The sequence below is a fragment of the Enterobacter cloacae complex sp. P12RS genome, assembly GCF_014895875.1.
In the GTDB taxonomy this organism is placed as follows: domain Bacteria; phylum Pseudomonadota; class Gammaproteobacteria; order Enterobacterales; family Enterobacteriaceae; genus Enterobacter; species Enterobacter bugandensis.
Genome location: NZ_JADBQO010000007.1, coordinates 473,780 through 493,888, shown reverse-complemented (window position 1 = coordinate 493,888; position 20,109 = coordinate 473,780). Strand labels below are relative to the sequence as shown.

Below are 20,109 nucleotides of genomic sequence, written 5' to 3'. Positions count from 1 at the left end.
CGGGCTGCGAGTATAACAGAGGCTAATGTATTGCGTCAGGCGCTAAGACGAAAACGCGAAACGGCCTGCAATAAAAGATCGGACTGCTTTTGCAGGCGTTCAGAGGCCTCCGAGGCGTCAGAAACCAGCAGATCCGTCTGGCGCGAGACCTGATTCAGCGCCTGAAGCTGGCGCGTCATCTGGTGAATACTTTCTCCCTGACTGAGCGTGGCGGTCGAGATTTCATTCAGCAAACTGCTTAAATTGCCCACCAGACCGGTGACCTGCTGCAGGTTTTCTTCCATCAGATTCACGGCGCGGGAGCCGTCTTCAATGCCCTGCACGGAGCGGTTGATCAACTCCTGAATGGTCTGCGTCGAGTGGCTGCTCTTTCGCGCCAGGAGCCCGACTTCCCGGGCGACGACGGCAAACCCGCGCCCCTGGTTTCCTGCATGGGCGGCCTCAATGGCGGCGTTGAGCGCCAGAATGTTAGTCTGAAACGCCACGCTGTCGATCATCGCCACGATCCCGCGCATCTCTGACGATCGCTCGACGATCGCCTGCATGGAGGCATTCACGGTCGACATCATCTGGTCGCCTCCTGCGGCAGCCTGACGCGCTTCATCCGCGCGCGAGCTGGCGAGGCGGGCATAGCCGGTATTCCCTTCCACGTGGGTTTCCAGCGCCGCGATATGCGCTGTGACCTCCTCCAGCTCCTTTGCCTGACGCGCCGACTGCTGGTACAGCTTCTGGTTTCCCTCCGCGAGGGTGCCAATGTTCTCCACCATCGTGGCTGTAGCGTGGCTGACCTGCGTCACCAGCTGCTGCAGGCCGCGCTGCATGGTGGCAACGCTGTCGCTAAGCTGCCCCGTCTCCCGGTTAAAGCGCATCACGTTTGGCGGCGTGCCGGAGAGATCTCCAGCGGCCAGCCGGTTAATATGTGCAATAAGCCGACGCAACGGCGTAATCACCCACCTGGACATACCGAACCAGACGGCTGCGGCGATGGCGAGTAGCAGAACCGGCGCCAGCAGGAACAACGTTTGCAAACCGGAGAGCTGCGCCATTAAAGCCTGACGCCCCTGCATGGCCTGCTTCTCGCTGGCCTGCTGATAGCGCGCGTAGTTGTCGTTAAAGTCGGTCTGAAACGCCTGTGCCGGCACGGCAAAAAAGGAATCAATCGAGTTGGTTCTGACAAGCGCTTCCGATTGCTCCTTAATGGCATCGTAGAAAAGCTGGTAGCTGTTAATCAGCGCCTCATCTTTTGGCGGGCTGAGCGCCAGCCAGGCTTTCCATGCCTGCTGAGAAACCGCCAGCGACTTTTGTGCGTCGTCCATCAGGCTGTGCCAGCTTCCTTCCGAGCCGGTTTCTTTATCCTGCATAAACCAGACGCCGGAGCGGTTGAGCAGATCGCTCGCCGCCAGCAGGGAGACGCGCGCCAGATCCAGCTTGCTCTGCTGCTGATACGCCAGCAGGTTTTGCCGTTCATTGCGCTGAGCTTCCTTCAGGGAGGCGTTCAGCAGAAAGGATGAGGAGAGCTGCAGCGCGGAGAAAAGGCCAATAATACAAAAGATACCCGTCAGCAGGCCAAACTGGCGAGGGATAAGACGCTGCGCAATACGGCGAAAAATTTGCGTTAGGTTCATAATTTTCTTCAGTAACAAGACGTTAGACGCGTGCGAGTCTACGAAACGAAAATGACAGAACCATTGCAGATAAATGACAACGGCCCTCGTGATGAGGGCCGAATAAATTACACGCGATCCTTCCACACCGTCTGCACATTACAGAACTCGTGCAAACCAAAATGGGAAAGCTCGCGGCCAAAGCCACTTTTCTTCACGCCACCAAAGGCCACACGCGCGTCGCTGGCGCTGTATCCGTTGATAAACACCCCACCGCACTCCAGCTCGCGAGAGAATTTATCCGCAAGCGCTGCGTCGGCGGTGAAGACCGTGGCAGACAGGCCAAAGTCGCTGTCATTGGCAAGCGTCAGGGCGTGCGCCGCGTCTTTCGCAACGGTAATGGCCGCGACCGGACCAAACAGCTCCTGGCGGAAGGCCGTCAACGATGGGGTGACGTTCGCCAGCACGGTTGGCGCGTAATAATTCCCCTCACCGCTGATTTTCTCTCCCCCCAGCAGCAGCGTTGCCCCTTCTGCCAGGCTCGCCTGCACCTGCTGATGCAGTTCATCGCGCAGATCATAGCGCGCCATCGGGCCAAGGTAGTTCTCTTCTTCATCCGGCGAGCCCATCTTTAACGCGGCGACGGCGTCAACGAAGCGTCGGGTAAAGGTGTCTGCAATACCCTCTTCCACAATGAACCGTTTGGCCGCTGCGCACACCTGCCCGGTATTCTGGTAGCGCCCTGCTACCGCCGCCTTCACGGCAAGATCCAGGTCGGCATCGTTGAGAACGATGAACGGGTCAGAACCCCCCAGCTCAAGAACGCATTTTTTCAGCGCCGCCCCCGCCTGCGCGCCAATGGCTGCCCCGGCGCGCACGCTGCCGGTGACGGTTACCGCCGCAATGCGACGATCGTTAATCGCCTGGCTTACGCCGTCATTGGTGGCGTTCACCCAGCCGAATACCCCTTCAGGGAAGCCGGCGTCCGCAAAAATCTGCGCGATAAGTTCCGCCGAGCCGAGCACATTGGGCGCGTGTTTGAGCAGATAGCTGTTACCTGCCAGCAGGATCGGCACCGCGCCGCGCAGCACCTGCCAGAGCGGGAAGTTCCACGGCATCACCGCCAGAATTGGCCCCAGCGGACGATACTCGATGACCGCGTTGTTATTCTCGACCTGCGTGGGTTCAGCATTCAGCATCGCCGGGCCATGTTCGGCATACCAGTCGCAGAGGCCCGCTGATTTCGCCACTTCCGCCCGCGCCTGCTGAATGGGTTTTCCCATCTCGCGGGACATCATCCGGGCCATCTCTTCCGCGCGACCGCGCAGCGCGGTGCCGAGATCGCGCAGCTTCTGCGCCCGGTGGGCTACGCTTTCGCACCGCCAGTGACGAAAGCCCGCATCAGCCAGCGCGATGGCACGTTCAACCTCTTCCTGCGTCGCCCACGGATACGAGGCGAGCGTTTCGCCCGTTGCAGGGTTAACGGACAGAGCATGTGTAGCAGATGAATATTTCATGATGTTCTCCACGCATTTCGGTTGATTAAGTGTGGCTCACTCTGCTATTTCTTAAAAATGAATAATACTGACCACCTTATTCACGAAACGAGAATGCTATGGACTTAACCCAGCTTGAAATGTTTAACGCCGTCGCGCTGACGGGAAGCATCACCCAGGCGGCGCAGAAGGTGCATCGCGTTCCTTCGAATCTGACGACCCGCATCCGCCAGCTGGAGGCCGATCTTGGCGTGGAGCTGTTTATTCGTGAGAACCAGCGTTTACGCTTATCTCCCGCCGGGCATAACTTCCTGCGCTACAGCAGGCAGATCCTGGCGCTGGTGGATGAAGCGCGCATGGTCGTCGCGGGCGATGAGCCGCAGGGGCTGTTTGCCCTCGGCGCGCTGGAGAGCACCGCCGCCGTGCGCATCCCTGAGACGCTGGCGCAGTTTAACCAGCGCTATCCGCGCATCCAGTTTGCCCTTTCTACCGGGCCGTCCGGGACGATGATTGATGGCGTACTGGAGGGAACCCTGAGCGCCGCCTTTGTCGACGGGCCGCTGTCGCACCCGGAGCTGGAGGGAATGCCGGTCTACCGGGAAGAGATGATGCTGGTCACCCCTGCCGGGCAGACAGAGGTAACGCGCGCTGCGCAGGTGAGCGGCAGCGATGTTTATGCCTTTCGCGCAAACTGCTCGTATCGCCGACACCTGGAGAGCTGGTTTCATGCAGACAGAGCCGCGCCGGGACGCATTCATGAGATGGAGTCCTATCACGGCATGCTCGCCTGCGTCATCGCGGGTGCGGGCATCGCGCTGATGCCGCGCTCAATGCTGGAAAGTATGCCGGGCCACCATCAGGTTGAAGCCTGGCCGCTGGCGGAAAACTGGCGCTGGCTCACTACCTGGCTGGTGTGGCGACGCGGGGCGATGACCCGCCAGCTGGAAGCGTTTATAGCGCTGCTAAACGAACGTCTTCAACCAGCGCCTTCTCCATAAACAGGCTAAGCGGATCGTCCACATATGGGGCAAACGCCGGACGCCGATCGTAGCCGCTTCGTTCATAAAGACGAATCGCGGCATGCTGTTTGATGCCCGTTTCAAGCCGTACGGTATGGCAGTGACGGCTCAGGGCCTCATCTTCCAGCGCGGCCAGCAGCTTCTCAGCCAGATGTTGCCCGCGATGGGCCGGATCGATATAAACCCGCTTCATCTCCCCCGTTCCGTCGCCGTTGAGCACGATAGCTCCACAGCCAACGGCCTGAAGCTGCGGGTCGCGGACGATCATCAGGATAAGGGATGTCGCGGGCAGTTCTGAAAGATCGAGCAGATGGTTGCTTTCGGCGGGATAGAGTTCGCTCTGATAACGGTCGAGGGCCGCAATCAGCATAAGAATGTCCGGGTGACGTGCAGATTCAGAGGTAATGGAATACATGGCAGGCTCCTTGCTTTATTTGTGAAACTCAATGTCAACATAGCGCAGGCCTGCCAGGCTGCTTCATAGTATTAACTTATCGCGCAGCCGCTAGCGTAAAAAGATCCGCCCTTTCAGGTACAGGGTGGCCTGACCGGCAATGAGTACGCGGTCGCCCTTCAGCTCGCAGCGAAGATCCCCGCCGCGGTACGACACCTGGCGGGCGTTAAGCGACTTCTTACCCAGCCTTTCACTCCAGTAAGGGATCAGCATGCTGTGCGTGGACCCGGTAACCGGATCCTCCGGTACCCCTTCGCCCGGGCAGAAAAAGCGGCTGACGAAGTCATATTCCCCTTCGCCCGGCGCGGTTACGCAGACCATTTTGCCCAGCGGAACCATCGCGCCAATATCCGGCATTAATGCCTCCACCTGCTGCTGGCTCTCCAGCACCACGCAGTAGTCTCGCCCGACGCGCACCTCTTTTGCCGCCGGGATGCCCAGCGCGCTAAACAGTGCAGGCGGTGGGTTATCGACGACCTCCGTGGACCATGCGGGGAAATTCAGCGTCAGCCAGTCGCCGCTGCGTTTGACCGTCAGCTCCCCCACGAAGCGCGTGGTAAAGTGGATTTCCGTATGCGGATAGTCCAGATACTCAAAAATGACGTGTGATGCCGCGAGGGTCGCATGGCCGCAGAGGTTAATTTCATGCAGCGTGGTGAACCAGCGCAGTTCAAATCCGCCGTCGGTTCGCACAAAAAACGCGGTTTCCGACTGATTATGCTGCTGTGCCATTTTGAGAAGCGTCTCGTCCGGCAGCCACTCTTCCAGAGGACATACCGCTGCCGCGTTGCCGCCAAAGGTTTTGTCGCTGAAGGCATCCACCAGATAAAAATCAATTTCCCGCATTGTCTCTTCCTCTTTTGTTATCAGTTTTAGCGCAGATACACAGTGCCTTTCAGGTAGCACGACGCTTGACCGCTCATCAATACGCGCTCCCCCTTCAGCTCGCAGCGCACATCCCCGCCGCGCGCCGAAACCTGACGGGCAAACATTGCCGTTTTCCCCAGCTTTTCGCTCCAGTAGGGGATCAGCATCGTGTGCGCGGATCCGGTCACCGGATCTTCCGGAACGGCAACGCCCGGTGAGAAGAAGCGGCTGACAAAGTCATATTCCCCTTCACCCGGTGCCGTCACGCTCACTTTATGCTCGCCCGGCGTCATCGCCGAAAAGCGCGGCGCAAGTGCTTCAACCTGCCGGGGATTTTCCAGCACAATCACCCAGGCGCGGCCTTTACGGGCTTCAACGTAATGGCGGATACCGAGCGCCGCGAGCATCTCCGGCGGCGGCGTCTCTTCACGGATAGGACACGCCGGGAAGTCCAGCGTCATCCACTCTCCCTCCCGGCTGACCGTCAGTCGGCCAGAGGCGGTATCAAAGTGGATCCGCGAGTCGGGGTAATCGAGTTCATTAAACAGAACGTACGCGGCGGCCAGGGTGGCGTGACCGCAGAGATTGACTTCAGTGAGCGTGGTAAACCAGCGTAGCTCAATGCCGCCCTTAGTGCAGACGAAAAATGCGGTTTCCGACTGATTATGCTGCTGCGCCATTTTCAGTAACGTTTCATCCGGCAGCCATTCGTTTAGCGGGCAAACCGCTGCCGGATTGCCGCCGAACGAGGTATTGCTGAACGCATCTACCAGATAAAAATCAATCTCCTGCATTGTCTTACCGCCTGTCTATGCTGTGTCGTACTTTTATATTCAATGAAAACAACGCCCCCGGCTACCGCTTTCATAAGGTAAATATTGAGATCTGCGTCACATAATGGTTGAGTTTTCGCCGTATGACGTTTTAAGATCGCCTTCTCATCTTTCCAGCAACGAATCTCCGACATCCCTATGACAACGAACACAGTTTCCCGCAGGGTCGCGTGGCTACGCGTGGTCACGCTGGCCATTGCCGCATTTATTTTTAACACCACAGAATTTGTTCCGGTTGGGCTGTTGTCTGACATAGCAGAAAGCTTCCAGATGGAAACGGCGCAGGTGGGGATTATGTTAACTATCTACGCCTGGGTGGTGGCGCTGATGTCTTTGCCGTTTATGTTGCTGACCAGCCAGATGGAGCGGCGCAGGCTGTTGATCGGCCTGTTTGCCCTGTTCATTGCCAGCCATGTCCTGTCGTTTATGGCGTGGAATTTTACGGTGCTGGTCATTAGCCGCATCGGCATTGCCTTTGCCCACGCGGTGTTCTGGTCGATCACCGCGTCGCTGGCTATTCGGCTCGCACCGGCGGGTAAACGCGCCCAGGCCTTGAGCCTGATTGCCACCGGTACCGCGCTGGCGATGGTGCTGGGGCTGCCCATTGGCCGCATCGTGGGACAGTACTTCGGCTGGCGTACCACCTTCTTTGCCATCGGCATGGGCGCGCTGGTGACGCTGGTGTGTCTGATTAAGCTGCTGCCCGCGCTGCCAAGCGAACATTCCGGCTCGCTGAAAAGCCTGCCGCTGCTGATGCGTCGCCCGGCGCTGCTGAGTATCTACCTGCTTACCGTTATCGTGGTCACCGCGCACTACACGGCGTACAGCTACATTGAACCGTTTGTGCAGGTGGTCGCGGGCTTTAGCGCAAACTTTGCCACCCTCTTACTGCTCATTCTCGGCGGCGCGGGCATTATTGGCAGCGTGCTGTTTGGTAAACTGGGTAACCAGCATGCCTCCTTGCTGGTGAGCAGCGCCATCGGCCTGCTGCTGGCGTGCCTGGTGCTGCTGCTGCCTGCGTCAGGCAGCGAAAGCCAGCTGGCGATCCTGAGCCTGTTCTGGGGCGTGGCGATCATGATTATTGGTCTCGGCATGCAGGTGAAAGTCCTGGCCCTGGCACCGGATGCCACGGACGTGGCGATGTCGCTGTTTTCGGGGATATTCAATCTGGGGATTGGCGCGGGGGCGCTGGTGGGCAATCAGATTAGCCTGCACGTATCGATGTCGGCGATTGGCTATCTGGGGGCGATTCCGGCGCTCGTCGCGCTCGTCTGGTCGGTACTCATCTTCCGCAAGTGGCCGGTGGCGCTGGAGGAACAGGGGCAGCACGGGTGAGGTTTATTTATGCCGGGCAAGGCGTAGCCGCCACCCGGCAATGACATCAGTGGTAGGTCTTAATAATCTCCAGCACGCCGTTAATAATAAACTGCACGCCCATACAGACCAGTAAGAAGCCCATCAGACGGGAAATCGCCTCGATTCCGCCCTTGCCCACCCAGCGCATGATCGCACCGGAACTGCGCAGAGACGCCCACACGATAACCCCAATAAGTGCAAAAATTAGCGGTGGCGCAACGGTCAGTACCCAGTCCGGGAAGGTAGAGCTGTCGCGCACCGTCGATGCAGAACTGATGATCATCGCGATGGTACCCGGCCCGGCCGTACTCGGCATGGCCAGCGGGACAAAAGCAATATTCGCGCTCGGTTCGGACTCCAGCTCTTCAGATTTGCTGGTTGCCTCCGGAGACTCGTGCGCTTTTTGCGCCGGGAACAGCATGCGGAAGCCGATAAAGGCCACAATCAGCCCGCCCGCAATACGCAGCCCGGGAATTGAAATCCCGAAGGTGTTCATCACCAGCTGTCCGGCGTAGTAGGCCACCATCATAATGGCAAACACATACACCGAAGCCATCATCGACTGATGGTTGCGCTCGGCGCTGTTCATATTCCCTGCCAGCCCCAGGAACAGCGCCACCGTCGTTAACGGGTTAGCTAACGGCAGCAGTACCACCAGCCCGAGACCAATTGCTTTAATCAAATCCAACATAGTGCGTCGTTGTCCTTATCCACATTTAACATCGCAATTATAGGGTGAAAGTGTGACGTTCAGCCATCGGCGCAACGTAACGATAGTTTTCCTTTGGGAACGATACTCGTTAGTTATCTTCCTGATTTGAAAGGTTGCAAATATCGTTCATGAAACGTTTTAGCAATTCGTGGCATCGGCTGATTCATTCAGTTGACTTATACTTGCCTGAGCAATAATATCTGCCGTGATTAAACTACTTGCCAGGGCAACCATTGTGAAAAGCACCAGTGATATCTTTAACGACGTTGTTCCGCTGGGTCGTCTTATTCATATGGTTAACCAGAAAAAAGATCGCCTGCTCAATGACTACCTGTCACCGCTGGATATCACCGCAACACAGTTCAAAGTGCTGTGTTCCATTCGCTGCGAAGTGTGTATCACGCCGGTTGAGCTGAAAAAGGTGCTCTCTGTCGATCTGGGTGCGTTAACCCGCATGCTCGATCGTCTCGTCTGCAAAGGATGGGTAGAACGAAGCCCTAACCCGAATGACAAACGCGGCGTACTGGTCAGGCTCACCAGCGATGGTGCGGCTATGTGCGAGCAATGTCATCAATTAGTAGGACAAACACTGCATCAGGAACTAACAAAAAACTTAACGGCAGATGAAGTGGCTACCCTTGAGCTTTTGCTGAAGAAAATACTGCCGTAAACAGAAAAAGAGGTATGACGATGTCCAGACGCAATACTGACGCTATCACTATTCATAGCATTTTGGACTGGATCGAAGATAACCTGGAATCGCCGCTCTCCCTTGAAAAAGTGTCTGAGCGTTCAGGTTACTCCAAATGGCACCTGCAACGGATGTTCAAAAAAGAGACCGGTCATTCATTAGGTCAATATATTCGCAGCCGCAAGCTGACGGAAATTGCCCAGAAACTGAAAGAAAGCAATGAACCGATCCTTTATCTGGCGGAGCGTTACGGATTTGAATCACAGCAAACCCTCACGCGTACGTTCAAGAACTATTTTGACGTGCCGCCTCATAAGTACCGAATCACCAGCGTGCCGGGTGAATCCCGTTACCTGTATCCGTTAAAACACTGTAGTTAATCATCGCCTGTAAAAGACGTAACCGAGGAAAAAATGAAAGTTACCGCCTCCGCCGCCCTCGCCTTGCTGGTGCTGTTTTCCAGCCAGACCTTCGCGGAGCAAACTCCAGGTGCAACGCAGCAAAATAATCATGACACGATGATTTTGCCGTCAGCACATGACCAGTCGCCTTATGATTTCAACCACATGGGTGCTGGTAGCGACAAATCCGACGAATTAGGCGTGCCTTATTATAATCAGCACGGCCTCTGATTCGTTTTTGCCCCGCAGCCGCGGGGCTTTTTTATGCCCTATCCCCTTACCCGCGCCGCCCGGCGAACCCGCAGGCCAAACACGTTGATGTACAGCCCGGCCATGATCAGCACGGCACCGAGCAGCTGCAGCGCGCTCAGCGTTTCATCCAGCAGTATCGCCGCACTGGCAAGCCCCACTACCGGAACCAGCAAAGACAGCGGCGCGACGCGCCAGGTCTCATAGCGCCCCAGCAGCGAACCCCAGATCCCGTAGCCCACGATGGTGGCGACAAACGCCAGATAGATAAGAGAAAGGATCGTAGTCAGATCGATCTCGACCAGGCTGTTCAGCATCACCTCCGGGCCATCCAGAATAAACGACGCCACCAGAAACGGGATTATCGGAATCAATGCGCTCCAGACCACCAGGGACATCACCTGAGGCCTCGCCTCGTGCTGCATAATCAGCTTATTGAAAATATTGCCGCACGCCCAGCTCAGCCCCGCCGCCAGCGTGAGCATAAACCCAAGCAGCGCCACATCCTGACCGTTCAGGCTGGCTTCAATCAGCACCAGCACGCCAAATACCGCCAGCGTTATCCCCGCCAGCTGCTTGCCCTGCAGACGTTCGCCAAACACAAATGCGCCGAGAATAATGGTAAAGAACGCCTGCGCCTGTAACACCAGCGAGGCCAGACCGGCCGGCATGCCGAACTTGATGGCGCAGAAGAGAAACGCGAACTGGCCAAAGCTGATGGTCAGACCGTAGCCCAGCAGCAGTTTTAACGGGATTTTCGGACGGGCGACGAAAAAGAGCGCCGGGAACGCCACCAGCATAAAACGCAAACCGGCCAGCATCAGCGGGGGCATGTTGTGCAATCCCAGCTTGATGACCACAAAATTGAGTCCCCATACCACGACCACCAGCAACGCCAGCAGTCCGTCTTTACGCGTCATACCCTGCCCCTGAATTATTAATAATTTGTTAACAGTTCAAGGTAACAGAAAAAAGTGTGCCGCGAGAAGATCATTATTTCTGGCAGGCAGCTGAAGCACTTAGGGATAAATCGGGTGCTATACAAGCCCCTTATGTCATGGTAATCCTGTTAACACTCGTCTAAAAAAAGCATAAGCAACCGTCGGGAAGGAATATGAAACCATCTCTCAGGCGCTCAACCGCAGCGCTGCTGGCATCGTCATTGTTATTAACCATCGGTCGGGGGGCAACGCTGCCGTTCATGACCATTTATCTCACGCGCGTGTTTAATATGAGCGTCGAGAATATTGGTTATGCCCTGACGATTGCGCTGACCGTTGGCGTGGTGTTTAGCCTGGGATTTGGTATTCTGGCCGATAAGTTTGATAAAAAACGCTATATGCTGATCGCGATCGTGGCTTTTATCGCCGGTTTTGTCGCGATTCCGCTGGTGGATAACGTCACCCTGGTAGTGCTGTTCTTTTCCCTGATTAACTGCGCCTATTCCGTCTTTTCGACGGTGCTGAAAGCCTGGTTCTCGGACGTGCTGACCTCCAGCCAGAAAGCGCGCGTCTTCTCGCTCAACTACAGCTTTCTGAACATTGGCTGGACGATTGGGCCGCCGATTGGCACCCTGCTGGTGATGTACAGCCTGCAGCTGCCGTTCTGGCTGGCGGCCTTCTGCGCCGCGCTGCCGCTCGGGTTTATTCATTTCTTCGTGCAAAAAAGCGTCGCGCTGGATACCGCCGAGGAGAAGATGCCCTGGCAGCCGTCGGTGCTGCTGAAAGATCGCGCCCTGTTCTGGTTCACCCTCTCCGGCCTGCTCGCGTCTTACGTGGGCGGATCGTTCGCCAGCTGCATTTCGCAATACGTACTGGCCGCCAATGCCGACAGCGATTTTGCCCAGAAGGTGGTCGCCGTGGTGCTGCCCGTTAACGCCGCCGTGGTGGTGACGCTGCAGTACGCGCTGGGGCGGAAGATCTCCGCCAGCAATATTCGGCCTTTAATGACCGCCGCAACGCTGTTTTTTATCCTGGGTCTGGGAGGCTTTATGCTCTCCGGGGAGAACCTGATTTACTGGGGCATCGCCGCCGCCATCTTTACGCTGGGTGAGATTATCTACGCACCGGGTGAATACATGCTGATCGACAACATCGCCCCGCCGGGGATGAAGGCGAGCTATTTTTCCGCGCAGGCGCTGGGCTGGCTCGGCGCGGCGGCAAACCCGATGATCACCGGCATTATCCTGACCAACCTGCCGCACTGGTCGCTGTTTGCAATCATGATGGTTGCCATCGTCGTTGCCTGGCTGATGATTTTGCGGGGAATGAGCGTGAAGGCGTGGAACGAATCCCCCAAAGCGGCGTAAAAAATAGTGGCCGGGTAAGGCGAAGCCGCCCCCGGCAATAACGCATCAGTGGTGCAGCATCTCCTCCACCACCTGCTCTTTGTACATCTCGTTTGGATAATAGGTCGGCCAGTTGTCCATCTCTTTCAGCAGCGCCTCGTGGGAGGTATTGCCCATAAAAATATGGAAGTGCGATGAGGCTTTCGGCCCGATGATGTGGTCGCTGAACTGCACGAACTTCGGCGCCTTGCTGTCGGCATCCTTACACTCAAACAGATAGCGAACGCCTTTTTTACCCGATGCGTAGGTCAGAATTTTGTAGCCACTGTAGTCATACTGACAGCTGCTGACCGCCTTGCCTCTGTGGAATTCCATTACGTTATTTTCAATGCCGATGGCATCCACGTCCGTGGCATATCCCTTGCGGTAATACGCTTTCACCTCGTCAAAGGTTTTGCTTTTATCCTTCTGCGCTTTCTGTTTGAAGACCGGATCCAGCGAACCGTCCAGCAGGAACGGATACACCGACTGCCAGGTGCCGTCCCAGTCGGACAGCGCTCTGTCCTTTACGTCTTTATCCTCAAACACCCCGTTTGCCGCCTTCTGTTCCGCTTCGGTCATCTGATGGCCGTGCGAGTGAGCAAACAGCTGGCCACTGACCAGCAGCGCCCCCAGAGTCATGGCAAATTTTCCAATATGTACAGCCAAAGTAACGCCCTCATTCCGTTTTATAAGAATAAGGATGTTATATTATAACATTTCAGATCGCAACCAGCCCGCGAACGCCCTCCTGCTCCATATTTTCGCCCCTCCCGCGCTGAATGATAGTGCCGCGGGACATCAGGAGATAGCTGTCGGCCAACTCGGCGGCAAAGTCGTAAAACTGCTCGACGAGCAGGATTGCCATATCGCCTCTGTTTGCCAGGGTGCGGATCACCTGGCCAATCTCTTTGATGACGGAAGGCTGTATGCCTTCCGTCGGTTCGTCCAGAATCAGCAGCTGCGGACGGCTCGCCAGCGCGCGACCAATCGCCAGCTGCTGCTGCTGCCCGCCGGAGAGATCGCCCCCGCGGCGGTGCTTCATCTCTTTGAGAACCGGAAACAGCTGCCAGATCTCGTCAGGAACCTGCTTTGCCTCGCGGGCGGAAAAACGCGACAGCCCAAGCAAAAGGTTCTCTTCCACGGTCAGGCGCGGGAAAATCTCGCGACCCTGCGGGACATACGCCACGCCGGACTGCACCCGCTGGTGCGGCCTGCTGTGGGTGATCGTTTTACCCTGCCAGATGACCTCCCCGGTTTTCGCCGGGATCAGCCCCATCAGGCACTTCAGCAGCGTGGTTTTCCCGACGCCGTTGCGTCCCAGCAGACAGGTGACTTCACCGGGAGCGGCTTCGAAGCTCACGCCGCGCAGGATATGGCTGCCGCCGTAGTACTGATTCAGTTCGTTAACCTGTAACATCATCGCTCCTTAGCGGCCCAGATAGACCTCAATCACCTGCTCGTTGGCCTGCACCTCGCGAAGCGAGCCTTCCGCCAGCACGCGCCCCTGATGCAGCACCGTGACGTGGTCGGCAATCGTTTCAACAAAGCCCATGTCATGCTCCACCACCATCAGCGAATGCTTGCCCGCCAGGGTTTTGAACAGCTCGGCGGTGTATTCCGTTTCCGCATCGGTCATCCCGGCGGCGGGTTCATCCAGCAGCAGCAGGTGCGGGTCCTGCACCAGCAGCATGCCGATCTCCAGGAACTGTTTCTGCCCGTGCGAAAGCAGCCCGGCGCGACGGTCCCGCTCGCTGCCAAGGCGCAGAAGAACCAGCATCTCGTCAATGCGGTCCCGCTGCTCGCCGTTGAGTTTTGCCCGCAGGCTCGCCCAGACGGATTTATCGGTTTTCATGGCGATCTCAAGGTTCTCCCACACCGTCAGCGCTTCAAAGACCGTGGGTTTCTGGAATTTTCGGCCAATCCCCTGACGGGCAATGGCCGCAGGCTCCAGCCCGGTCAGGTCGATGGACTGGTCGTAAATCGCTCTCCCGCTTTTGGGTCGGGTTTTGCCGGTGATCACGTCCATCAGCGTGGTTTTACCCGCCCCGTTGGGGCCAATCACGCAGCGCAACTCGCCCACGCCGATATTCAGGGAGAGATCGGTCAGCGCCTGGAAGCCGTCGAAACTGACGTTAATGGCCTCAAGCTGAAGCACCGGGTCAGTCTGGTCCCGGTAGCGATCGCCGGGCAACTGGCGGGTAAATAACTCTTCCGTTGGCTGCATTATTTCTCTCCCTTACGCAACAGACCGTAGACGCCGCGCGGCAGGAACAGCGTGACGGCGATAAAAATCAGCCCCAGAAACAGCTGCCAGTACTCCGGCATGGCAACGGTAAAGAAGCTTTTCGCCCCGTTCACCAGCGCCGCGCCAATCACCGGCCCCACCAGCGTGCCGCGTCCGCCCAGCGCCACCCAGATGGCGGCTTCTATCGAGTTGGTCGGCGACATTTCACCGGGGTTAATGATGCCCACCTGCGGAACGTACAGCGCCCCCGCCAGGCCGCACAGCACGGCGGAGAGCGTCCACACCAGCAGCTTGAACCCGCGCGGATCGTACCCGCAGAACGTCAGGCGGTTTTCCGCGTCGCGCACGGCGGTCAGGATGCGGCCAAACTTGCTCTTCGCCAGCGCAAATCCGGTGCCCAACGCCAGAAGCAGCAACAGCACCGTCGCCAGGAACAGCGCGATGCGGGTTGCCGTTTCCGTCACCGAAAACCCAAGCAGCGTGGTAAAACCGGTAAAGCCGTTATTGCCGCCAAAGCCGGTTTCGTTGCGAAAGAACAGCAGCATGCCCGCGTAGGTCAGCGCCTGGGTCATAATCGAGAAGTAAACCCCTTTGATCTTCGAGCGGAAGGCAAACCAGCCAAACACCAGCGCCAGCAAACCCGGCACCATCACGATCAGTACCAGCGCCCAGGCAAAGTGCTGGGTGCCCCACCAGAACCACGGCAGCTCGCTCCAGGAGAGAAACGACATAAACGCGGGCAGGCCGTCGCCTGACGCCTGGCGCATCAGGTACATGCCCATCGCATAGCCGCCCAGGGCGAAGAAGATGCCGTGTCCAAGAGAGAGCATGCCGGCGTAGCCCCACACCAGATCCAGCGCCACCGCAACGATGGCATAGCAGAGGATCTTGCCGATGAGCGTCAGCATCCAGGTCGACAGCGCCAGCGGATGCGTGGCGGGCAGCAAGGCGAAAAACGGTAATATCAGCAGACACGCCACCAGCAGGCTGCCTGCAATCTGTGTTGTGCGCGGCGCTTTACGCGCCAGCGTTAAGGTCAGCGGCTGGCTCATCAGTCAATCACCCTCCCTTTCAGCGCAAACAGCCCCTGAGGGCGCTTCTGGATAAACAGGACAATCGCCACCAGAATCACGATCTTGCCCAGTACCGCCCCCATCTGCGGCTCAAGGATTTTATTGAATATGCCCAGCCCAAACGCGGCGGCCACGCTGCCTGCCAGCTGGCCTACGCCACCGAGAACGACTACGAGGAACGAGTCGATGATGTACCCCTGACCAAGCTCCGGCCCGACGTTACCAAGCTGGGATAACGCCACGCCGCCTAACCCGGCGATCCCTGAGCCCAGCCCAAACGCCAGCATATCGACGCGCCCGGTCGGTACCCCGCAGCAGGCGGCCATGCTGCGGTTTTGCGTCACCGCGCGCACGTTCAGACCAAGACGGGTTTTATTCAGAATCAGCCAGGTGAAGAACAGCACCAGCAGCACGAAGCCCAGCACCACAATGCGGTTCCACGGCAGGGTCAGGTTAGCAAAAACCTGTACCCCGCCGGAAAGCCATGCCGGGTTTGCCACCTCCAGGTTCTGGGCACCAAAGGTCTTGCGCACCAGTTGGATGAGCATCAGGCTGATCCCCCAGGTCGCCAGCAGCGTTTCCAGCGGACGACCGTACAGGTGACGGATCACGGTGCGCTCCAGCACCATTCCAATGCCCGCCGTCAGGCAGAACGCTACCGGCAAGGCGATAACGGGATAGAGCGCCAGCCACTGAGGCGCAAGCCCGGCCATTGCCTGCTGCACCATCCACGTAGCGTACGCCCCCAGCATCAGCATCTCGCCGTGGGCCATGTTAATGACGCCCAGCAGGCCGTAGGTGATAGCGAGCCCCAGCGCAGCCAGCAGCAGCACCGAACCCAGAGAAAGCCCCATAAACGCCTGGCCCAGCAGATCGCCCCACATCAGGCGATGCGTAATCTGGCTAAGGCTCTCTTCTGCGGCCGCGCGCACGCCGGCATCCGGCTCGGTCTGCGCCTGGGTAAACGGCGTGAGTCTGGACTGTACGTCCGGATCGTCTGACTGGCCAAGCAGTTCGACGGCCCTGCGGCGCACCTCCGGCTGCGGGCTCGCCAGCTGGAGATTCGCTACCGCCAGCAGTAGCGCCTGCCGCGCCACAGCGTCCGCTTCATCCCCGGCGCGCTTTTCCAGAAAAGCGAGCATGTCGGGCTGAGCATCCCGCTGCAGCTGCCGGGCTGCCGCCCGCCTTTCGGTGACACTGTCACTAACAAGCTGATGCGTGGCAATGGCCGTTGCAGCCAGCACGCGCAGCCGGTTTGTCAGGCGTACAGCTTTGGTTTGCCCTACTGCCGCGCGGGCCTCACCGAGCGAAACCATTTCGCCATTACGCTTCGCAAAGGCGTGCTTTTGGCTGTCGGTATACAGGTTTTCCTTTTGCAGGGACTGAAGCAGCGGAAGCCTGGCGGCATCCGGCGCGGCGGCCCACTGCGTGAGGAGCTCCGCCTGCTGGCCGCGGCTGGCGGCAACAAAACGATCGGCATCCGATGCCTGCGCCATCCCTGGCAGCAGTCCGGAAAGACATACAAGAGCGATGAACATGCGCATGGCGTTCATGACGTTTCTCCCTGAGGCAATGGCCTAGTTGCTGGCGGTTTTCATCGGCTGGTCGGGCTTTTTGTCATTCCCGGCAATGAACGGGCTCCACGGCTGGGCGCGTACCGGTTGTTCCGTCTGCCAGACCACGTTGAACTGGCCGTTGCCTTCAATTTCACCGATCATGACCGGCTTATGCAGATGATGGTTGGTAGCATCCATGGTGAGTGTAAAGCCAGACGGCGCCTTAAATGACTGACCGGCCATCGCCGCGCGCACCTTATCCACGTCGGTGGTGCCTGCTTTTTCCACCGCCTGTGCCCACATATGGATCCCCACGTAAGTCGCTTCCATCGGGTCGTTGGTTACCACGGTATCGGCATTCGGCAGCTTGTGCGCCTTCGCATAGGCTTTGTAATCCGCGACGAACGCCTGGTTGGTTGGATTATCCACGGACTCAAAGTAGTTCCACGCCGCCAGGTTACCCACCAGCGGTTTGGTGTCGATTCCGCGTAGCTCTTCTTCGCCGACAGAGAACGCCACCACCGGCACGTCGGTGGCCTTCAGCCCCTGGTTAGCCAGCTCTTTGTAGAACGGCACGTTGGAGTCGCCGTTGATGGTCGACACCACGGCGGTTTTGCCGCCGGCGGAGAATTTCTTGATGCTGGCGACGATGGTCTGGTAGTCGCTGTGACCAAACGGGGTGTAAACCTCTTCGATGTCCTTATCCTCCACCCCTTTCGAATGCAGGAACGCGCGCAGGATCTTGTTGGTGGTGCGCGGGTAAACGTAGTCGGTACCCAGCAGGAAGAAGCGCTTCGCCCCGCCGCCGTCCTCGCTCATCAGGTATTCCACCGCCGGGATGGCCTGCTGGTTCGGCGCCGCGCCGGTATAGAAGACGTTTGGCGACATCTCTTCGCCTTCATACTGCACCGGATAGAACAGCAGGCCGTTCAGCTCCTCAAACACCGGCAGCACGGATTTGCGCGAAACTGACGTCCAGCAGCCGAACACCACTGCCACTTTATCCTGACTCAGCAGCTGGCGTGCCTTCTCGGCAAACAGCGGCCAGTTTGAGGCTGGATCCACCACCACAGGCTCCAGTTTCTTACCCAGCACGCCGCCTTTGGCGTTGATCTCGTCGATGGTCATCAGGGCGACGTCCTTTAGCGGGGTTTCGGAGATGGCCATCGTGCCGGACAGAGAGTGCATGATCCCCACTTTGATGGTGTCGGCCGCCTGCACGCCAAAACTCATTCCCATCGCCACGACGGACGCGGATAACGCAAAAGCTTTTAATAAGGTACGACGCTGCATATTTTCACTCCTGAAAAAGAACGCTGTGCGAAAACGTCCGTTACGGCATGGACGCGGAAATAAAGGTGTCAGCGAAGCAGGAGCAAAAAGGATGCCAGAATGGAGGAAGCGCTATTGCAGGAGACAGACGGCAGGATGTAAAGAGAACGACTCAGAATGGCACAGCGCTGCACTTTTATAATGCAGCGCTGAGGAAGCGGTTTTACCAGACTTCGCTGGCGATCTGCGTCACCAGACGGACCTTATCCCACTGCTGGGACTCGCTCAGGCTGTTGCCCTCTTCCGTGGAGGCAAAACCGCACTGCGGGCTGAGGCAGATTTGCTCTTTCGCCACGTATTTCGCCGCCTCTTCCAGACGGGCCTTCACGCCTTCCGGGTTCTCCAGCTCACCGTTTTTCGTGGTGATCAGGCCCAGCACCACCTGCTGCTTGCCCGGGCGAACGAAGCGCAGCGGCGCGAAATCCCCGCTGCGGTCGTTATCGTATTCAAGGAAGAATGCGTCAACGTTGACCGTCCCGAACAGCACTTCCGCCACCGGCTCGTAGCCGCCTTCGGAAATCCAGGTTGAACGGAAGTTACCGCGGCAGACATGCAGCCCGATGGTCAGATCCTCCGGCTTGCCTTCCAGGGCCTTGTTCAGTACGCGGGCATAGATTTGCGCCAGCTCATCGGCATCGTCGCCGCGCTCGCGGATCTGACGGCGCTGGTCGTCCGAGCAGAGGTAGGCCCAGACGGTGTCGTCCAGCTGCAGATAACGGCAGCCCGCGTCGTAGAATGCGCGTATCGCGTCGCGCCAGGTGGTTGCCAGATCGTCGAAATAGTCGTTCAGATCCGGGTACACCGTCGCGTCGATGTCTTTGCGCCCGCCGCGGAAATGGAGCACGCTTGGGCTGGGAATGGTCATCTTCGGCTGGGCATTGCCGCTGATGCTTTTCAGATAGCGGAAGTCTTCCAGCATCGGGTGGTCGCCAAAGCCCAGCTTGCCGGTCACGCGCACGCCGTGGGCTTTGGTTTGTACTCCGTTGAACTGAATCCCCTGCTGGGAATCGTAACGCTCAACGCCCTGAAGACCGTCGAAGAAATCGAAGTGCCACCAGGCACGGCGAAATTCACCGTCGGTCACCACATGCAGGCCGCACGCGCACTGCTGCTCGACGACGTGGCGAATAGCCTCGTCCTCCACCGCGCGAAGCTGTCCGGCATCAATCTCGCCGCTGGCGAACTTCAGGCGAGCCTGCTTGATGGCATCCGGGCGTAAAAAGCTGCCGACTACGTCGGCGCGGTATGGGGCGTGCTGTCGTTGCATGGAAATCTCCTCAGTCTGCCGGTATTAATTGCCCGCAGTGATAATTCATCATTTGAATCTTTAGACTTCTGGATGTCTAAATGTCCAAAAAAAAGATGTCATACCTGACCGTTTCCGGCAAACGAGAAAATTTCACGTGTGTTGAAAAAAATTCATCTTCACAGCGCGTCAGCGTGCGCCTGGCTGGCAAAGGCGTAGCGTTCATCTTCCCAGCCGGTGATGCCGCCGAGCATGATTTTGACCGGCAGCCCGAGACGCGCCAGCTTCAGCGCCGCCCTGTCCGCGCCGTTACAGTGTGGCCCCGCGCAGTAGACGACAAACAGCGTCCCTTCCGGCCATTGAGACATCCGCTCAGCGGTCATCTGGCTCCACGGCATATGCAGTGCGCCCGGCACATGGCGGCGGGCAAACTGTTCCGGGCTCCCCACCACGTGCAGCAGCACGAAGTCCTGCTCATTATTGGCGATGGCGTGATGCACGTCGGCACAGTCGGTTTCGACGCTCAGGCGACGCAGAAAATGGGTAACGGCTTCCTGCGGCTCGGCAGCCGGAAATTCAGTAACATAGCTCATGATCCTTCCTCATCTTTGGCGTTTGTGTTAACACTACTCTATCCACAAATTCA

Annotated in this window: 21 protein-coding genes; 6 read left to right on the top strand and 15 right to left on the bottom strand. The window is 58.0% G+C overall.

Annotated features, from left to right (window positions below):
• Window positions 1–35: 35 nt before the first annotated feature.
• Together IM284_RS05275 and sad are read right to left on the bottom strand one after the other, a co-directional pair.
• Entirely contained in the window at window positions 36–1,625 is a 1,590-nt protein-coding gene (locus IM284_RS05275) for a methyl-accepting chemotaxis protein (RefSeq protein WP_047368546.1), read from the bottom strand.
• Window positions 1,626–1,732: 107 nt separating this feature from the next.
• The gene (gene sad, locus IM284_RS05270; protein ID WP_047368545.1) at window positions 1,733–3,121 is read right to left on the bottom strand and encodes a succinate-semialdehyde dehydrogenase; all 1,389 of its coding nucleotides are present in this window, start codon (window positions 3,119–3,121) and stop codon (window positions 1,733–1,735) included.
• 98 nt (window positions 3,122–3,219) lie between these two features.
• On the opposite strand from sad, the gene IM284_RS05265 reads away from it, so the two are divergent.
• Window positions 3,220–4,098, top strand: a complete 879-nt coding sequence (locus IM284_RS05265) for a LysR family transcriptional regulator (protein WP_028013145.1) — start codon at window positions 3,220–3,222, stop codon at window positions 4,096–4,098.
• On the opposite strand, the gene IM284_RS05260 is transcribed toward IM284_RS05265, so the two are convergent.
• From IM284_RS05260 to IM284_RS05250, 3 genes are all read right to left on the bottom strand, one after another.
• Window positions 4,052–4,534, bottom strand: a complete 483-nt coding sequence (locus IM284_RS05260; protein ID WP_047368544.1) for a GNAT family N-acetyltransferase — start codon at window positions 4,532–4,534, stop codon at window positions 4,052–4,054. The two genes, IM284_RS05265 and IM284_RS05260, sit on opposite strands and share 47 nt — an antisense overlap.
• Before the next feature lie 90 nt (window positions 4,535–4,624).
• On the bottom strand, window positions 4,625–5,419 hold the full coding sequence (locus IM284_RS05255; RefSeq protein WP_047368543.1) for a PhzF family phenazine biosynthesis protein: 795 nt from the start codon (window positions 5,417–5,419) through the stop codon (window positions 4,625–4,627).
• A 26-nt stretch (window positions 5,420–5,445) separates the two neighbouring features.
• Complete coding sequence (locus tag IM284_RS05250; protein ID WP_047368542.1) at window positions 5,446–6,234, bottom strand: PhzF family phenazine biosynthesis protein; 789 nt, start codon at window positions 6,232–6,234, stop codon at window positions 5,446–5,448.
• Window positions 6,235–6,411: 177 nt separating this feature from the next.
• Here IM284_RS05250 and IM284_RS05245 point away from each other — a divergent pair, with 177 nt between their 5' ends.
• Window positions 6,412–7,608: a sugar transporter gene (locus IM284_RS05245; protein WP_041909997.1), complete on the top strand. Its 1,197-nt coding sequence runs from the start codon at window positions 6,412–6,414 to the stop codon at window positions 7,606–7,608.
• 46 nt (window positions 7,609–7,654) lie between these two features.
• Here the strand turns inward: IM284_RS05245 and IM284_RS05240 are convergent, their stop codons facing one another.
• Complete coding sequence (locus tag IM284_RS05240; protein WP_041909999.1) at window positions 7,655–8,320, bottom strand: MarC family NAAT transporter; 666 nt, start codon at window positions 8,318–8,320, stop codon at window positions 7,655–7,657.
• A 256-nt stretch (window positions 8,321–8,576) separates the two neighbouring features.
• Here IM284_RS05240 and marR point away from each other — a divergent pair, with 256 nt between their 5' ends.
• From marR to marB, 3 genes are read left to right on the top strand one after another with little or no spacing between them, the layout of a single operon-like run.
• Window positions 8,577–9,011: a multiple antibiotic resistance transcriptional regulator MarR gene (marR, locus tag IM284_RS05235; RefSeq protein ID WP_028013139.1), complete on the top strand. Its 435-nt coding sequence runs from the start codon at window positions 8,577–8,579 to the stop codon at window positions 9,009–9,011.
• A 20-nt stretch (window positions 9,012–9,031) separates the two neighbouring features.
• On the top strand, window positions 9,032–9,412 hold the full coding sequence (gene marA / locus IM284_RS05230; RefSeq protein WP_008502237.1) for an MDR efflux pump AcrAB transcriptional activator MarA: 381 nt from the start codon (window positions 9,032–9,034) through the stop codon (window positions 9,410–9,412).
• 33 nt (window positions 9,413–9,445) lie between these two features.
• Window positions 9,446–9,664, top strand: coding sequence for a multiple antibiotic resistance protein MarB (gene marB / locus IM284_RS05225; protein WP_028013138.1), 219 nt, complete (start codon window positions 9,446–9,448; stop codon window positions 9,662–9,664).
• Window positions 9,665–9,702: 38 nt separating this feature from the next.
• On the opposite strand, the gene eamA is transcribed toward marB, so the two are convergent.
• Window positions 9,703–10,602, bottom strand: coding sequence for an O-acetylserine/cysteine exporter (eamA, locus tag IM284_RS05220; protein WP_028013137.1), 900 nt, complete (start codon window positions 10,600–10,602; stop codon window positions 9,703–9,705).
• Window positions 10,603–10,796: 194 nt separating this feature from the next.
• Here eamA and ydeE point away from each other — a divergent pair, with 194 nt between their 5' ends.
• Window positions 10,797–11,990: an efflux MFS transporter YdeE gene (gene ydeE / locus IM284_RS05215; protein WP_028013136.1), complete on the top strand. Its 1,194-nt coding sequence runs from the start codon at window positions 10,797–10,799 to the stop codon at window positions 11,988–11,990.
• 45 nt (window positions 11,991–12,035) lie between these two features.
• Here ydeE and zinT read toward each other — a convergent pair whose 3' ends face one another.
• The 8 genes from zinT to IM284_RS05175 form a co-directional block, all read right to left on the bottom strand.
• Window positions 12,036–12,677, bottom strand: a complete 642-nt coding sequence (gene zinT, locus IM284_RS05210; protein WP_047368540.1) for a metal-binding protein ZinT — start codon at window positions 12,675–12,677, stop codon at window positions 12,036–12,038.
• A 52-nt stretch (window positions 12,678–12,729) separates the two neighbouring features.
• The gene (gene urtE, locus IM284_RS05205) at window positions 12,730–13,428 is read right to left on the bottom strand and encodes an urea ABC transporter ATP-binding subunit UrtE (protein WP_028013134.1); all 699 of its coding nucleotides are present in this window, start codon (window positions 13,426–13,428) and stop codon (window positions 12,730–12,732) included.
• 9 nt (window positions 13,429–13,437) lie between these two features.
• Complete coding sequence (urtD, locus tag IM284_RS05200) at window positions 13,438–14,235, bottom strand: urea ABC transporter ATP-binding protein UrtD (RefSeq protein ID WP_041910005.1); 798 nt, start codon at window positions 14,233–14,235, stop codon at window positions 13,438–13,440.
• Window positions 14,235–15,308 carry an urea ABC transporter permease subunit UrtC gene (urtC, locus tag IM284_RS05195; protein WP_047368539.1) on the bottom strand — a complete coding sequence of 358 codons (1,074 nt, stop codon included), beginning with the start codon at window positions 15,306–15,308 and terminating at the stop codon, window positions 14,235–14,237. Before urtC ends, urtD begins: the two co-directional genes overlap by 1 nt.
• Window positions 15,308–16,882: an urea ABC transporter permease subunit UrtB gene (gene urtB, locus IM284_RS05190; RefSeq protein WP_047368538.1), complete on the bottom strand. Its 1,575-nt coding sequence runs from the start codon at window positions 16,880–16,882 to the stop codon at window positions 15,308–15,310. Before urtB ends, urtC begins: the two co-directional genes overlap by 1 nt.
• Window positions 16,883–16,906: 24 nt before the next feature.
• Window positions 16,907–18,178, bottom strand: a complete 1,272-nt coding sequence (gene urtA / locus IM284_RS05185) for an urea ABC transporter substrate-binding protein (protein ID WP_028013130.1) — start codon at window positions 18,176–18,178, stop codon at window positions 16,907–16,909.
• Window positions 18,179–18,380: 202 nt separating this feature from the next.
• Window positions 18,381–19,484, bottom strand: coding sequence for a cobalamin-independent methionine synthase II family protein (locus IM284_RS05180; protein ID WP_041910011.1), 1,104 nt, complete (start codon window positions 19,482–19,484; stop codon window positions 18,381–18,383).
• A 158-nt stretch (window positions 19,485–19,642) separates the two neighbouring features.
• Window positions 19,643–20,056: a rhodanese-like domain-containing protein gene (locus IM284_RS05175; RefSeq protein WP_047365183.1), complete on the bottom strand. Its 414-nt coding sequence runs from the start codon at window positions 20,054–20,056 to the stop codon at window positions 19,643–19,645.
• Window positions 20,057–20,109 lie beyond the last annotated feature (53 nt).

What these genes read in the sequence shown, in the direction of transcription:
- urtC (WP_047368539.1), bottom strand. Translation starts at nt 15,308, where the DNA reads ATGAGCCAGCCGCTGACCTTAACGCTGGCGCGTAAAGCGCCGCGCACA.
- urtB (WP_047368538.1), bottom strand. Translation starts at nt 16,882, where the DNA reads ATGAACGCCATGCGCATGTTCATCGCTCTTGTATGTCTTTCCGGACTG.
- urtA (WP_028013130.1), bottom strand. Translation starts at nt 18,178, where the DNA reads ATGCAGCGTCGTACCTTATTAAAAGCTTTTGCGTTATCCGCGTCCGTC.
- IM284_RS05175 (WP_047365183.1), bottom strand. Translation starts at nt 20,056, where the DNA reads ATGAGCTATGTTACTGAATTTCCGGCTGCCGAGCCGCAGGAAGCCGTT.
- IM284_RS05260 (WP_047368544.1), bottom strand. Translation starts at nt 4,534, where the DNA reads ATGTATTCCATTACCTCTGAATCTGCACGTCACCCGGACATTCTTATG.
- urtD (WP_041910005.1), bottom strand. Translation starts at nt 14,235, where the DNA reads ATGCAGCCAACGGAAGAGTTATTTACCCGCCAGTTGCCCGGCGATCGC.
- eamA (WP_028013137.1), bottom strand. Translation starts at nt 10,602, where the DNA reads ATGACGCGTAAAGACGGACTGCTGGCGTTGCTGGTGGTCGTGGTATGG.
- marB (WP_028013138.1), top strand. Translation starts at nt 9,446, where the DNA reads ATGAAAGTTACCGCCTCCGCCGCCCTCGCCTTGCTGGTGCTGTTTTCC.
- IM284_RS05250 (WP_047368542.1), bottom strand. Translation starts at nt 6,234, where the DNA reads ATGCAGGAGATTGATTTTTATCTGGTAGATGCGTTCAGCAATACCTCG.
- IM284_RS05275 (WP_047368546.1), bottom strand. Translation starts at nt 1,625, where the DNA reads ATGAACCTAACGCAAATTTTTCGCCGTATTGCGCAGCGTCTTATCCCT.
- IM284_RS05255 (WP_047368543.1), bottom strand. Translation starts at nt 5,419, where the DNA reads ATGCGGGAAATTGATTTTTATCTGGTGGATGCCTTCAGCGACAAAACC.
- urtE (WP_028013134.1), bottom strand. Translation starts at nt 13,428, where the DNA reads ATGTTACAGGTTAACGAACTGAATCAGTACTACGGCGGCAGCCATATC.
- IM284_RS05245 (WP_041909997.1), top strand. Translation starts at nt 6,412, where the DNA reads ATGACAACGAACACAGTTTCCCGCAGGGTCGCGTGGCTACGCGTGGTC.
- IM284_RS05240 (WP_041909999.1), bottom strand. Translation starts at nt 8,320, where the DNA reads ATGTTGGATTTGATTAAAGCAATTGGTCTCGGGCTGGTGGTACTGCTG.
- sad (WP_047368545.1), bottom strand. Translation starts at nt 3,121, where the DNA reads ATGAAATATTCATCTGCTACACATGCTCTGTCCGTTAACCCTGCAACG.
- IM284_RS05180 (WP_041910011.1), bottom strand. Translation starts at nt 19,484, where the DNA reads ATGCAACGACAGCACGCCCCATACCGCGCCGACGTAGTCGGCAGCTTT.
- marA (WP_008502237.1), top strand. Translation starts at nt 9,032, where the DNA reads ATGTCCAGACGCAATACTGACGCTATCACTATTCATAGCATTTTGGAC.
- ydeE (WP_028013136.1), top strand. Translation starts at nt 10,797, where the DNA reads ATGAAACCATCTCTCAGGCGCTCAACCGCAGCGCTGCTGGCATCGTCA.
- IM284_RS05265 (WP_028013145.1), top strand. Translation starts at nt 3,220, where the DNA reads ATGGACTTAACCCAGCTTGAAATGTTTAACGCCGTCGCGCTGACGGGA.